This window comes from Sulfuricurvum sp., assembly GCF_028713855.1.
Taxonomy (GTDB): Bacteria; Campylobacterota; Campylobacteria; order Campylobacterales; family Sulfurimonadaceae; genus Sulfuricurvum.
Genome location: NZ_JAQTNN010000001.1, coordinates 362,968 through 377,550, shown reverse-complemented (window position 1 = coordinate 377,550; position 14,583 = coordinate 362,968). Strand labels below are relative to the sequence as shown.

Sequence of the window (14,583 nt, the reverse complement as noted above, 5' to 3'; positions counted from 1 at the left end):
TTAGCATAACACATCAAAGCGGAGTTTCAACCATAATTTTATCCTTACCGCACATTACCACGCCAAACCGTCCTACACCAGATCCATAAACACGAAATGTCGTACACCCCCTCGCTACCGTATCACTGTGTATAGCATAAAATTTTAGCGGGTCGAGAGGAACCGTGATCGCCTCGGATGATTCAAGACGCACAAGGGCATTATCCTTCTTTCTAATAAACCATACTACATTCGGAAGGCTGATTCCATAAAGCGAATGTCGACTCGATTCCAACAGTACTATACTATGATCGACATCTCCATCAATAACACTCATTTTACCCGCTTGTGCCAAATCACGATACAAAAGGGATCGTATTCTCTCATGATGGGTAAATTCTTTCCCTTTTTCAGCATAAAAAAGACGCATAAGCCGCACCTGATCGATCCCTCCGTACAAAAATGCGGCAATCAGTCCGAACAAAACAACGGAAACCAATACTTCAATTAAAGTAAATCCGCGCCGCATCACCACCCCTCCCCGCTCAATCCATATAGAGGAATTTTAATACCGTCTGTTTCGATCATTATCCGCTCAATCGCATGCTCAGAGATCGATGATACGGCTTTTAGTGTTGAGTTTTCTTCATCGGATACACGCCATGCATGAGAAGCTTCCGTTCTTACAGTAAAATGGTACATTTTTAAGTTGTCGTTAATTCGAGAATTATCAAGCGGATAGCGCGTTGACAAAAGGGTTGCTCCATCGCTCTGCCCGCTTCCATCCATCGAATTCGATGAAAGAGCGACCAAGGATACCAATGCTGAGTTTTTTTGATGTTTTAACGCTGTATCATAGGCTCGTCTTCCCTGTGCCGCCGACTCCATTAAAGCCATACCGGCAATAGAAACTATCACGACGGCAACCAGCACTTCGATGATGGAAAATCCCCCTCTAGCGCCCGCCATAATAGCTCTCTCTCTTCATAAGGGTCGTATCATATAACTCGGTACGCAGTTGTTCTTCATCACTGCTTATAATGAGATCGGATAAAGGGGAATAAGCGATTAATTTACCTTCTGATTCAAGTATAAGAGAACTCGTAATCCCATCAGGATAAAGAGAAAATATAAAATCTCCCTCACGCATCCCATCCGTATCCGATCGTACTGCCGGATCGGCATTAACTAAACGACCGTAACGATCAAAGCGGCGAACAGTGATAGAACTGTTGTTTTCTAAAAGAAGAGCATTACGAATTTTTTTATCCCCTTCCCATAGATCACAGTGAGTGCAATGATCATAACAAAAGAGATCGAGACGTTTATTGGAGTTGAATGCACTTAGATAGTTTTTTAACGTTTTAGGGGTTAACGTAGAGGAGTGATCGGCCATATGCGAAAGACGTGAACTGACGAGCCCTGCTACCAACCCCATCACCATAATCACGATGATGAGTTCAATGAGAGTAAAGGCTCTACGATCTGATATTACCGACATTCAGAAAGCTTTTGATCCTTTTCGTCATCACTTCCACCCTCTTTACCATCCGCACCCAAAGAGACGAGATCAAACATCTCTCCATCGTTCAAATAGATATAGGGATGATTCCAAGGATCTTTCGGAAGATTTTTTCCTTCCAAGTAACCATTTTTGCTGTAAGAAGGATACGTATCAGATGAAGGATTGGTTATGAGGGCAGCTATCCCCTCTTCCGCAGTCGGATAGGAACCGTTATCGATTTTAAACATTTTCAGACCTTCGGAAAGACTCTTCATTTGAACACAAACCAGTTTCTGTTTTGCTTCTTCACTTTTACCGGTGATATTAGGAATAACGAAGGCCGCCAACATCCCAAGGATTATAATAACTACCATGATCTCAATCAAGGTAAACGCATTTCGCTTTTGAGTATTTTTCATATCAATATATCCTAATGTTTAAATTTAGTAAATAATACAATACTAAAGACTAATAACAATAAACTAATCCGGCATTAAAAATATTGAAGTTCGATTCCGAACGAGGTTCATACCTATTATCTGAATGTATTGATGAATGTTCAATATTCCATGTTTGATACATATATGTGAATTTAAATGCCCATGATGGGGAAATTGTATGAACCCATGGCACAGTGATACTATACCCGTCTGTACGACCTAAATCAAACACACCAAACTGATTAGATTCCATCTTCGGTGTAAATGCTCTGTGGTACTCAACAGAAATCCCAATGTTGTCATTAGTAAATAAATTCCCACTAATACCAGTAGAAAGAGACCCATATGACCATGCATAGTCTTCTGTATGTCCACCTTCCAGTGCTCTCTCCCAAAAACGATAGCCAATACCAAGACGAGTAACCCAAAGTGCATTGGACAATCTCTTAGCCTCACTATAGCCTATACTGCTATCAGTAATTATATTTTTTGTAGTTTTATTATTTGCCGGACCGGTAATATTGCCATTTGAATCAAGATAAAATCCATCATATCTAGTATTTCCTTGATACAGTGAGAGGTCCACGTCAAAATAGCCACCATCACTAAAAATACCATCACTTATTTGTGTAGAATAATTTAGACTTAATCCAGCTAATGCGTTTGTTTTTTCAGAATCAGCAAATGAACCATCAAAATTAAATTCCGTATAATCCATTGACATCGTATTAACACTGAGCCTTAACTCTTGATCATTTGCAAATGCACTTATGGCAAATGCTAAAATAAGTAAAGTATATTTTTTCACTTTGAAATTTCCTTTTTTGTTGACTTAATTATACTGAAACAAATAATAATAAACTACCCTAAACTCAGGGAAAAAATCGGCAGCAGCATTGCCGTAACGATGACCCCGATAATCCCTCCGACCACCAAAATCAGCGTCGGTTCCAACAGTGAGAGAAATAAAGCGATCATCTCACGGTTTCGTTCCATATACAGTTCGGAAAGGCTTTCAAGCATGCTCGGTAATTCGCTCGTCTCTTCGCCCACAGCCAATGCACCGATAAACGCATCATCCAGTGAGACATGTTCGGACGATGAGAGTGACGTAGAGAGTCTTCCCCCCTCCACAATCCGCTCAGCCCCATACGCAAATTGTGCTTTTAACACACTTGATGAGAGTGTTCCTCCTGCAAGAGATATTGCCTTAACGATCGGGATGCCGGAACGGATCAGCAGTGATGCGACAGCGCTAAATCGTGCCAAATCACTGGTTTGAATAATCTTTCCCACAACCGGGAGAGAGAGCAACATACGATCGACCTGATAACGAAATGCCGGACGATTTTTTAATGCCGAAGTAACCATCATAATCATGAGTCCAAACGAAAGGAGTATCCACGGCCATGAAACGGAAAAAAATGAGGAAAGGGCCAAAACACCGCGTGTCAAAGCCGGTAGTTCCTGCCCCATCGTCTCAAAAATGGCGGAGAGTTTCGGAACGACCGAACTGAGCATAAACGAAACAGTCAGGATGGAAACAGCCACAATAAATCCGGGGTAGATGAATGCTTTAGTAAGCTGTGCACGGATTTGTTCGCCGACTTGGATATAAGATGCCAACTCACTCAATACAGCGGCAAGCACACCGCGATCTTCACTGGCACGCAAGGTTCCCAGATAAAAGGACGGAATGGTATAAATATTCTGGGCTTCAAGAGCAGCAGACAAACTTTTACCCTCATCCAGTAAGGTAATCAAAGAGGCAAAAAAACGTTCTGTTTTGGGTTCGTTTCTGTATTGGCGCTCCTGAAGCGAAAGTGCCCGCATCAGCGGTACTCCGGCACGCAGATAAACCGCCAAATCACGGCTGATACGGGTCAAAAGGGATGAGGGGATTGCTCGTGTCCCGAGCATTCCGAATAAATCATTCAATGAGCCGCCCTGAACGCTCAAAGCCGAGTAAATAATTCCCTGAGCTCTAAGTTGCCGTTTAGCCTCATCCAAGGAAACTGCTTCGAGTGTGCCGCTGATTTGCGTTCCCTCAGGGTTCAGCCCTTTATAGACGAATTCCATTAGACCTCTTTAACGCCGACACGGATTATTTCATCCACTGTCGTCTCATGAACGAGCAGAAGGTCTTTGAGCTGATCAGCTAAGAATGCCATCCCTTTCCCTTTCATTGCCGCACGAAGTTCTACGTCATTTTCACACTGTTTCATTAATGTCTGAACGTTATTATCCATCATCAACAATTCACCGACGGCAATACGACCGCGATATCCCGTCCCTCCGCACGCTGAACAGCCCACACTGTGGGCCACCAGAATATCCAACGGGAGGTTTAAATCATGTGCATCAATCGGATCAATCGTATGAAGTTCTCGGCACTCCGGACACACTTTACGGACCAAACGCTGTGCCAATACCCCTAAAAGTGTCGAGGTGATCATAAACTTATCCACCCCCATATCAACGAGACGGGTAACTGCCGATGTCGCATTATTCGTATGGAGCGTGGAGAATACAAGATGCCCTGTCATTGCTGCTTGGATTGCGATCTGAGCTGTTTCTCCGTCTCGAATCTCACCGACTAGGATAATATCGGGATCTTGGCGTAAAATCGAGCGCAGACCCTCGGCAAACGTCAAACCTATTTTGGAATTGACCGGGATCTGACTCACGTGTGCGGCATCATACTCGACCGGGTCTTCAATTGACATCACGTTTTTATCAGGGCCGGAAAGTCGTTGCAAAAAGGAGTGAAGCGTAGTCGATTTTCCGCTTCCTGTCGGACCGGTGACAAGAATTATTCCGTGTGAAAACTTAAGCAATTCGTAAAAACGCTCCGTCGTTGCGGCATTGAATCCGAGTTCTTCCAGTCCGGGAATCGATGCAGCATGCATCAACAAACGCATAACGACTCTCTCTCCGTGATAGGTCGGCAAAACCGATACCCGGACATCGAGTGATTTACCGGCAATCTTTATCTGCGTACGACCGTCTTGGGGAAGGCGTTTTTCTGCAATATCGAGGTTGGAAATGACTTTAATCCGGCTGATAACCAGACTAATAATCGCTTTGTCCAGATCGATATGTTTGGAGAGGACGCCATCAATACGAAAACGGACCTCCCCTTTTTTCTCATGTGTTTCAATATGGATATCACTGGCTCGCCGCTTAAGCGCCTGATAAAAAATTGAATTTACGAATTTTATGATCGGAGCAGATTCCTCACTGGTGAGCAAATCCGATGAATTTTTCAAAAAATCGATCAGAGAAAGTTCATCTTCGTACGGCTCTTCTTGCGATGTGGTTCGTACCAATTCGCGATCGGTCTTGAGTTCGAGAAATTTGAGATAAAGGGTTTCATACGTTTGCTCGTCCAAATGGGCAAGCGGCAGATTAAGAGAGAGGGTATTGTAAGCCGAAAGTGCCGCAGCAGTATCGCGAGAAGAGAGAATCGCGTACGTTTGATCGTTAATATCGGCAAATAACAACCCGCTGCGAAGGGTCTCAAACGGATCAATCCCATCAGGAATAAAGGGAAAGGCGTTTACCTCGGAAAAAAGAGGAATATAAATCATGTTAGTGCTGTTCTTTCACATGACTAACTACATCGTCGATATATTTCTGTTGGATTTTATCCAACTCCTCCAACTGTGTTCGAAGGGTCGCTAAATCAGAACTTTTATCTAAAATATAAGGGGTTAGGACAATGACAAGATTGATTTTTTCATGCGATGCAGCCTTGTCCTTGAAAAGATTTCCTAAGATAGGAATATCTCCTAAAAAAGGTACTTTTGATGCACTTTGATCGTATTTATCCTTGATAAGACCACCAATAATAACACTCTCTCCGTTACTGACGATAGCTGAAGTTTTAACTTCACGTTTGGTCGTACTGGGAAGCTGTAGATTGGTTGTCGTAGCATCGATATCTTCAAGCCTTGTTTCAACCGCTAAAAGAACTTTATTATCGTTCGAAAGGCGCGGTTTGATTTTGAGTGTTAAACCGATATCCTGACGGGTATAACTCGATTGTGTCAATCCAGTCCCGGTTAAAGTCGTTCCACTGCTGATAGATTCTGTTTTACCCACGTAGATCGACGATTCTTGGTTATCGATACACAAAATAGACGGTTCGGAGAGGATATCGGCTGCACCGTTACTATTCAACAAAGAAATACTGGCACCCAGTGCAATCCCTGAACTCAAAGTAGGAATCGTGATATTAGAAAGAAGAACCGAATCCAAATTAATTGCTCCGGTTTTCCCATCGCCAAGTGCCGAATTAAACGAAAATATCCCACCTGATCCGAACGATCCCCCGGACAAACCGTACTTGAATCCCACTTCCTGTGCTTTGTTTTCACTGATTTCAATAATTTTGGCTTTGACATAAACCTGCTGACGGTCACCGTCAAGACCCTGTATTGTCGGTAAAAGTGTCGTAAAAAGATCGTCACTGCTGATAATGATCAATGAGTTTGTCGAATCATCACTGGCGATACTGGGAGGCTGTTGTCCAGGAGAAAGGGTCATTTTGGCGATAACCGTGTTGAGTGTGGTGACAAGGTTTTTGGCATCCGCATTTTTGAGCTGAATCAGATGGGTGTAGTTGGCTGTTGTCTCATCCCGAATATCCAACGCTTTAACCAGTTGACGCATTGTTTTGATGTTCGCCGGAAGATCGGTGACAATCAATGAATTGGACTCTTTGGAAGGGACGATTTTACCGTTCTTGCTCGAATAGTTTTTGACCTTAAGTGCCATCGGTTCAGCCATGGCATAGTTGAGTTTCAAAATTTCCGTTTGTAACTGAGGGATATCGCTTTTCGTAAGAAACGGAACATTCATTGTAGCGGCATCAGCACTTTTAACGATTGAATAATATCCGGCACCGGAATCAAGCATCGTCATACCGCGTGCTTCGAGAGTAGTCTGCAAGAGGGTAAAAAGTTCTGTACGTCGAATCGGACGGCTTCCGGCATAACTGATTTTTCCGCTTACTTCTTCGGTAAGAAAGATATTTTTATTGCTTATTCTCGCCACTAATTTGATGAAATCATTTAATTCCATCCCGTCGATAGAAATGGTGGCTTTATCATTTTTTACCGTTTCTGCGGCCGGCAATGACGTTAGCGCAAAGAGAAAGACGATTAAAAGATTAACGGCTGATTTCATATTCAAGATCCTTTGGCTGGTTATTTCGTAAAACAGTAATTTTAATAGCGGATCGGCGTAATCCGTTCTGATATGCGGCAAATACAGCGGCATAAGAGTCAATAGGCTTGTTATCTACACCGGTGATAACATCCCCTTTTTGTAGTCCCAGAAGGGCAAACGGACTGCCCAAGGCGATCTCGTCTACCCGGAATCCTACAATTTTGCCTTGTTCGGCCACTTCATTGATCGTAATATTTTTCCATGTTTCACCCATATTATCCATATAACGATCAATCGTAGAACGGGGAATCGCATAACTGGATGCGACGGAAGTTTCATCTGGGACATATTCGGTAACCGTCTCTTTGAGACTGAGATTGCCATCTTCGCCCAATCGAAGTATCATCCGCTTGCCGTACGCTGTAAAAATGGCGCTGGTTGGCGAAATTCCGACGAGTCGATAGAGATTCTTATACATCGTACCCCGATCGACGAAGGTGGTGGTACTTTTATCATTCACGGCGACAAACGAACGTGCACCATCCATATAAACGGCATTTAAGCGATGAGGAACAGGAGTAAGTACCTCATGCATAACCTTTTTCATCGAAGCCCCGTTTTCATCAAAATGGAGGGCAAAAAGTGAACCGAGATGATACAGATCATAAAAGGGGATAACCTCGCTTTGAGGGTGGGCCGGTGATGTCATTTTTAAAAACGGTATCAATGCCGTCGAAAAACTCATCGCAATGACAACGGGAAGAGCGACACGGTTGATGAGTCGGAGAGTATGATCGTTAAAAAGAGGTTTCATAGGCCAGCCCTTCGTCCGATTTGTGTAATTTTGCCAGTAACAGCGGATATGCGCGCATAATCTGAGAAGGTTCAAACAAGAGGGTGAGCCGCTCGTTACTCAAATCGATCTCTCCCTGTACGGGGCCAAAGCCCCCCTCTCCATTAATCATGATACTAAACGGGTGTAACAGCGTATAGGTGAACGTTATGTACTCAATACCCTCCGGAAACAGTGAAGCGAACTCCCCGCTAAAATTGACCGAACTAACCGTTACACGGTTATAAACAATCAGAGGAAGAATACGAATCTGTTCAACCGTTCCGATCGGCATTGAATTCAAAAGCAATGTTGCATCACGGACATCCATATAGAAAAAGCGGTCATTGACCTGTTCGCCGTTCAGATACAAATGGGTAGACGCGAGGGACTCTTCCGCTGCATAGTAGATATTCGTTTTGGGTAAAAAGATGATGATAGAAATCAACAAAAGTACGCTGAAAGAGAGAATTTTTTTCATTCTTCTATCTCCACGCTGATCGTTCCCGCATTAGCATTGCGAGACAAAGCGAGTTTGCTGATTACAAAAGGGGCATTCATGAGGGTAGAAACCAGTTTATCAAACTCATTACCCGAAAGATTGCCGTATTCGAGAAATAGACTCTTTTGTCTGTGTTCCTGGCGTGTTAATGCAGGGTGGGCAAGTAAGAAATCGATTTTTCGTTGAATCTCGGGCGAATGTCCCCAGCGTGTTTTAAGCGACGACAACCGCTCAAAGGTTTGAACACTTTCATCACGCTTAGCCGCCGCTTCTTTCAAAACGCTCCCCTCATGCAATGACCATCCTGCGGCGATACTGATCGCAGCAAACGATAATCCGACAATGAGAGTGGCAGGATCAAACTGGGTTTTCATTGAATGCTCCCCTCGACCGAATTCTCTTTAATCGTAACCGTATCGGTTTTAAGGGTTTTAGAGACACTGTCTTGTATTTTTTCTGCCCGCTCTTGCGAAGGGGTAAGGATTTTAAAAGTGACTAACCCATTTTCATAGGCAAGAGATGTAACATATTCTCCCGAAACTGTCCCGATTGTTGTGTTTGTATCACCGGGAACCAGTAGAAGATTACGCTCTCCGGGTTTGGAACCGGGGACTAAGACAATACCGTTCGTAGACGAAGAAGGGAGTGTAGAGATAGAAACAGTCTTATTGCTCTCCAGTGACAGTGTCCCGAATGCAGCGACTATTTTTCGCAGTTTTATTTGCTCGGCTTCTTTTTTCTCCCATGACGCTGCAAGGGAATCAAGCTCCATTTGGGTTGCGGGAAGATGTTTTTCGATGTTCATCTGCTCTTGTGCATCCGTAATCTGTTGCGCTTCACGGTAGGATAAAACCCCTTGAATCAGGAGATTCAGGACAACAAGTGAGGAAAGAACGACAGTGAAGAGAAGCGTCTTTTTCGTTGCTTCTCCTCCCACATACATATCCGCCGTAAATCCGCGTAAACACGGTGCAAGTGTTTTGAGGGCTTCCTCTATCGTCTGTTGTATCGGTACATTGATATAGTGAGACGGCAGACGTACGACGATCCCTTCACTCAGTGCCAGCACCGACCCATCTGCTAACGATACAGGGAGGTTATCGCTTCCGAAAGCCTCCTGAGCGAGTACAAATCGCTCTACGGATGAAGGATCGATTCCGGCTTCTTCCAAACATTTCCGCGTCGGTTCAGGGTCAAAAGCACTCAAAAGATAACGCCCTTCCCCTATGAAATAGGCTCCGTAACGGGTTCGTTCATCACTCACATCAAAATACGACTCGGCATAGCGAACCGCTTCTTTAGCGGTGGCAACCGGGAGCGAAGCGATGCTGATACGATAAAGATCGGGAGAAAGGATCATTACCAGCGCTTCGTGACCGGCGGGGATATAAGACGATGATCGATCCACATATCCGTAACGCCGTTTGCCAAAACATCGAAAAGTACTGCTCACACGCTCTATCATCGATGAAAAAACGTTCATTGAGTAATCTCCAAACGGTTAAAAGTGCGGTTTTGCGTGTCGGTATGAAACGAAAAAGTGCTTTCGGTACCGTTTGTTTGCATCGCAACATCTGCGATCAGGGGATAGGAGCTACCGGGGGTATAGACTAAGAACCACGTATCATAGACGGATGAGAGTTGCGGAGTATTTGAGAGCAACTGCTCTTTGCTCTCAAACGGCGCGGCGCGGAGATCGGTTATGCGATGAATCGTTTCAGTATCAAGTTCCGGTACGATTAGGGACAAAAGTTCCGGTGAAGCGTAATTGATATCTATTTTGTCCCCTTCAAATCCGATTAGCCGCTCCCACGGAATGGCAAGAATCTGGCGATCTTTTGTCAATGCAAGATAACGTGCAAGAACCTGAGTGAATTGAGCAAAATTTTCAACCGACCCGTTATGGAAATCAGGAAAAACGGCAGCAACTTCACTCCCTCTTTGGCGCTCTGCTAAATCAGTATCAATTGTATCGTAAAGAATGTTAATAAACGTCTCCGGTTCAGCAACCCTATAGCGCGTGAACAGTGCAGACAGGAATACGGAAGAGACTTCTCTGGGCTTGCCTGTCGCATCGCATACGTTGTTAATATTGAAACGTCCGAGGGGAGAATGAAGCGATGCGTCCAGGATGAAGCGTCCATCCGCGGAACGGCTGGATAACGGCAACATCATCGCATACTCCAAATCATGCGCGGTAGTGATTTTAGAAAGCATCCGAGGAAGAAGCCGTTTGAGATCGCTTGCGATTTTACTGATTTGGGCATCGCTTCGACTCTGTTCAGACAGACGGAGCAAATGATCACTTTCGGAGAGTATCAGAGCAATACCGCCGCTCATAATCGCAATGAGAAGAAGTGTCATCAATAATATGGCACCGCGACGTTTCATTCCCCTAATCCCTTATATTTTATTATCTTTTATTATTCATTTTCAAACTTATTCTATCCTTTCAGCCCTTCTATCTAAATTAATTATTGTTAAGAGGATACCCATCCGTAAGCGTCATTAAAAAGGCGACGATTGCATCTTCTTCCGCATCACTTAGATGAAGGTTTCCGATCGTATCTTTGTTGACATTCTCAGCTACTTCCGGCACTCCCCATCGTGAAGGATCGGAATCACGTGTGTTGTAAAAGGCTACGACTTGTTTCAGTGTTGTAAAAACGCCGTTGTGCATATACGGTCCGGTTATTTCAACATTGCGAAGAGTCGGTGTTTTAAATTTACCTCGGTTCTCTGGCACTCTTCCATCGGCGATCACGCGTGGATTACGGGCTAACCCCGTATCGATAAAATCAACACCCTCAGGGTTGTACTCTTTTGAAAGGGTATAAAATTTATTATTCGGGGTTTTCGGAACGCCGATATTTTCATAATCAAATTCGGTAAATAGCGCCGGTACGGTTGTCAAATCTTCATTGGAGAGAGGATGGCACACAAAGCAGTTGGCTTTACCGGTAAAAAGGTCCAACCCTAATTTTTCTTGAGCACTCAAAGAAGCATCTCCTTTTTGGAAAGCATCAAATTTTGAGGTAAACGCCGATAGCTGAGATGTTCGCTCATACGTTGCAAGTGCATCGCCGATCGCCGCATAGGTTTTGTTGGAATCGGCAAAAATATTTTGCCCGTAGATTCGTTTGAACTCATCGGAATAGGCGGCTTCGGCAACTTTGCTGATATAGCTCTCTTTGGAGGCATTGTGCATTTCGACTGGATTGAGAGGAGGCCCTCCGGCTTGAATCTCCAGTGTTCCCGCACGTCCATCGAGAAACTGACCTCCGATGTAGCCGTTACCGTCATAATAAAATTCGGGCGAATATTGCGAATAAGCAATGGTAGGGGCATTGCGATCGGCAAACAGACCTTTAACAGCCCCTTCGGAGGTTGGAGTTAAATGGTTAGGATTGGCGAACCCTGCTTCAGGCGAATGGCATGATGCGCATGACTGACCTGCGGGTTCAGAGAGATTGGTATCAAAAAAAATCGCTCTCCCCAATGCGATCTTTTCAGCTTCGGTAATTTTTACCTCTTGCGTCGCCGCAGAGGTATTCAAATCCGATGTTGCATCACTCTGACATCCTGCAATAATACAGAATACAATTGCACTCAATGTTCCTATAATAAGCCGTTGTTTCATCCTGTATTCCTCTTCTTTGACCAGTAATCGAAAGGTGATTATTGGTAAAAAAAGAGTCCCTCCGAAAAGGGACATCTGATTTAGCGGATTACGGGAAGTTTCATGTATCCGATAGAGGATTTTTTCTTATTAATAGAGCTGTTGAGCTGTTGCACGATCGGATTGGCAGCGTTCCAATCGGCCAAAAGCCCATCACCCGGATGTTGGATACTCGACATGACATATCCGTGACCGCCGAGGTTTTCGATCGCTTGAAGCCCTGTAGCTTCAGCACCGGCCGTATTAGAGAGGATGCGTGAGAATTTTTTCGTATCGACGTTATATGTCCATACGAAGTTATTGATGTGCATACCGCTGTCTTCACCGATGAAAAGGGTACGCATTTTTTCAGAGAATTTCAGATTATCCGGATTGGCGACTTTGGATACATCGGCAGCGTTACCGAACGTATCTTTTACAGACACGGTTAAACCGGTCAAAGCAGGTATAGCATTCATGGTTGAAGCGACATAAGCACTGTTGATGGCTGCTCCAGCAGTATCACTTTTTCCGCTAGTGAGTGCAAGTTCAAATACAGCACCCGCTTTTTCAACCGGAGTATGAATATCGTTTACCGGATCGCTTGAACTGTCCGTCATACCGCCGCTCATGTTAGAGATTGCCACATAGACTTTTTTGTCTTTGACATTGACACTCACCCCTTCCATTTTGTTAAATTCGCTGGTTGCGCCGAGCAATGCTCCGTAACGGCGTGATTCGAGGTAAGCTGCGGCAAACTCCATACCCGTTTTGAGTTTAAGATATTCCGTCCCTTTATACGTTTTTACTTTCGTAAATCCGGCCGTTGCAGTGGCTGCCGTTTCAAAAATATCACTGAATTTTGTTTTAGCAGTTATAAGCGTTTTTACCTGCGCATCGGTTGCATGACCTAGTTTGATCCATGTGAGATTTGCTTTAACATCACGATCAGTCGATGTACTTGTTTGTGTCCATTTTGCCGCATACAACGTACCTGCACTAAGATCACCCGCTGTATCGGCAACGTACATAAAGAGCATAGTATAAGAGCCGTCATCTCCGAAATAAACCGTTTTATTATCCGGCATAACTTCAGCTAACTCATGTGAAAAACGCCCCATACTATAGTGCTTTTTGATGGATGTTGTCCCTGCAGCGGTAACTGTTGTTTCATGGATGAAACCGTAATTATAGACATTGGCTGTCGTTGTATCACCGAAATAGGCATTAGGGCCGCCAAGGGTATCGGTTCCCGCACCGGTTCCCAGTTCAACGAGTTTCGCATCCGGTTCATACTCTTCGCTTCCGAGATGGGTTGTCCACGGTGTCATACTCGCCGCACACGTGATCCATAAACCGCCGACATCTTTGGTATCGATATTCGCAATATTACTTACACTTAATGCTCCGTTTGTTGCTTGCGTGAGAGTGCTGAGGTTCATCATAGCAGGTAAAACACCGTAACGGCTTGCTCCGCTGGCGTCCGCAGTAACGTACTCAAATTGCGACACCATTTGGATCGTATTTCCGATTTGCATAACACTTTGACCATCAGGTGTGTCGGAGATGAAGGGAGCTGATCCGCCGGCACTTGTGTCCAGTATCGGATTGCCGTTAATATCCAAAATAGCCCCTACGGTTTTTCCGCCGATTGTGTCGGTTGTACTCATAAGGGTAGTGTATTCGATAGGACGAACAATACGTGTTCCGTCACTGTAGCGAACGATTACATAGGCTTCCGAATAGACATGATCCATTTTTGCAAAGGTTGTTGGTGCATCCATTCCGATAAATTCTGTACTGACTACTGTAGCAGTTGAGGGAACCGTACCTTTGGTTGAAAGTTCCGCTAACGATTCGCGGAAATGTGCTTTAACTTCAGCGGATGTTTTTGGAGTTGCTCCGGCAGCAGTCAAAGAGTCTGTCACATTCGCATCATCCGATAAGTTAAGCGATTTGATTTTTGCGGCCTTAGTAGTATCGATCTCAATACCATTCGTTGCATTAGCGTCTTTATCCAGAGATTGAAGAAGCAGTAGCATATTGGTTGTTTTTGTACCATCGATCCCATCATCACTAAGATCAAGCGGAGTTACCAGAGTAGAACCATTTGTCTCACCGATCAAAGCACCATTAGCATCGCCCAGATAAAACTTTACCGTTTTACCTGATTCATATTTAAAAGTTCCATTCACATCGGTCGTACCCGATTGAGAACCACTGACGTAATAGAGCCCTTTGACGGCACTGTCTACAAATGTTCCACTTTGAACACTTGCACTGGTTGAAGCAGATGAACCGCCGCATCCGACAAAAAATAAAGTTCCTAAAATAGCCGTTGCGGCAGCAAGAGAATAAGTCCGTAAATACATTGGAATCCCTTTTTTAGTGTTTTCATAGCGCCAAAATAGTAGGGAGTGCGGGTTACAAATTTATTACTGTAATGTTACCTATTTGTAACTATTTAACATTAGCATAAATGTGTACGGTGTATAA

15 protein-coding genes are annotated in these 14,583 nt (G+C 44.2%); all 15 read right to left on the bottom strand.

Annotated features, from left to right (window positions below; genetic code table 11):
- Positions 1-13: 13 nt before the first annotated feature.
- The 15 genes from PHI47_RS01920 to PHI47_RS01850 all read right to left on the bottom strand — a co-directional run bounded on the left by PHI47_RS01920 (position 14) and on the right by PHI47_RS01850 (position 14,459).
- Positions 14-508: a prepilin-type N-terminal cleavage/methylation domain-containing protein gene (locus tag PHI47_RS01920; protein WP_299933143.1), complete on the bottom strand. Its 495-nt coding sequence runs from the start codon at positions 506-508 to the stop codon at positions 14-16.
- Positions 508-948, bottom strand: coding sequence for a prepilin-type N-terminal cleavage/methylation domain-containing protein (locus PHI47_RS01915; RefSeq protein WP_299933141.1), 441 nt, complete (start codon positions 946-948; stop codon positions 508-510). Before PHI47_RS01915 ends, PHI47_RS01920 begins: the two co-directional genes overlap by 1 nt.
- Positions 935-1,480, bottom strand: a complete 546-nt coding sequence (locus PHI47_RS01910; protein WP_299933139.1) for a type II secretion system protein — start codon at positions 1,478-1,480, stop codon at positions 935-937. Before PHI47_RS01910 ends, PHI47_RS01915 begins: the two co-directional genes overlap by 14 nt.
- Positions 1,471-1,902 (bottom strand): type II secretion system major pseudopilin GspG, encoded by a 432-nt coding sequence (gspG, locus tag PHI47_RS01905; RefSeq protein WP_299933137.1) that lies wholly within the window; start codon positions 1,900-1,902, stop codon positions 1,471-1,473. Before gspG ends, PHI47_RS01910 begins: the two co-directional genes overlap by 10 nt.
- 49 nt (positions 1,903-1,951) lie before the next feature.
- Complete coding sequence (locus PHI47_RS01900) at positions 1,952-2,731, bottom strand: hypothetical protein (protein ID WP_299933135.1); 780 nt, start codon at positions 2,729-2,731, stop codon at positions 1,952-1,954.
- 53 nt (positions 2,732-2,784) lie between these two features.
- Positions 2,785-4,002 carry a type II secretion system F family protein gene (locus PHI47_RS01895; protein WP_299933133.1) on the bottom strand — a complete coding sequence of 406 codons (1,218 nt, stop codon included), beginning with the start codon at positions 4,000-4,002 and terminating at the stop codon, positions 2,785-2,787.
- On the bottom strand, positions 4,002-5,513 hold the full coding sequence (locus tag PHI47_RS01890; RefSeq protein ID WP_299933131.1) for a GspE/PulE family protein: 1,512 nt from the start codon (positions 5,511-5,513) through the stop codon (positions 4,002-4,004). Before PHI47_RS01890 ends, PHI47_RS01895 begins: the two co-directional genes overlap by 1 nt.
- A gap of 1 nt (position 5,514) precedes the next feature.
- The gene (locus tag PHI47_RS01885; RefSeq protein ID WP_299933129.1) at positions 5,515-7,113 is read right to left on the bottom strand and encodes a secretin N-terminal domain-containing protein; all 1,599 of its coding nucleotides are present in this window, start codon (positions 7,111-7,113) and stop codon (positions 5,515-5,517) included.
- Positions 7,097-7,909 (bottom strand): PDZ domain-containing protein, encoded by an 813-nt coding sequence (locus PHI47_RS01880; protein ID WP_299933127.1) that lies wholly within the window; start codon positions 7,907-7,909, stop codon positions 7,097-7,099. Before PHI47_RS01880 ends, PHI47_RS01885 begins: the two co-directional genes overlap by 17 nt.
- Entirely contained in the window at positions 7,893-8,408 is a 516-nt protein-coding gene (locus PHI47_RS01875; RefSeq protein ID WP_299933125.1) for a hypothetical protein, read from the bottom strand. The genes PHI47_RS01880 and PHI47_RS01875 overlap by 17 nt, the downstream gene beginning before the upstream one ends.
- Complete coding sequence (locus tag PHI47_RS01870; protein ID WP_299933123.1) at positions 8,405-8,803, bottom strand: hypothetical protein; 399 nt, start codon at positions 8,801-8,803, stop codon at positions 8,405-8,407. The genes PHI47_RS01875 and PHI47_RS01870 overlap by 4 nt, the downstream gene beginning before the upstream one ends.
- Positions 8,800-9,912 carry a hypothetical protein gene (locus PHI47_RS01865; protein ID WP_299933121.1) on the bottom strand — a complete coding sequence of 371 codons (1,113 nt, stop codon included), beginning with the start codon at positions 9,910-9,912 and terminating at the stop codon, positions 8,800-8,802. Before PHI47_RS01865 ends, PHI47_RS01870 begins: the two co-directional genes overlap by 4 nt.
- On the bottom strand, positions 9,909-10,820 hold the full coding sequence (locus PHI47_RS01860; protein ID WP_299933119.1) for a type II secretion system protein GspK: 912 nt from the start codon (positions 10,818-10,820) through the stop codon (positions 9,909-9,911). The genes PHI47_RS01865 and PHI47_RS01860 overlap by 4 nt, the downstream gene beginning before the upstream one ends.
- A gap of 79 nt (positions 10,821-10,899) precedes the next feature.
- Positions 10,900-12,069, bottom strand: a complete 1,170-nt coding sequence (locus PHI47_RS01855; RefSeq protein WP_299933116.1) for a cytochrome c peroxidase — start codon at positions 12,067-12,069, stop codon at positions 10,900-10,902.
- Between the two features lie 80 nt (positions 12,070-12,149).
- Positions 12,150-14,459, bottom strand: coding sequence for an alkaline phosphatase PhoX (locus PHI47_RS01850; RefSeq protein ID WP_299933114.1), 2,310 nt, complete (start codon positions 14,457-14,459; stop codon positions 12,150-12,152).
- Between the last annotated feature and the right edge of the window lie 124 nt (positions 14,460-14,583).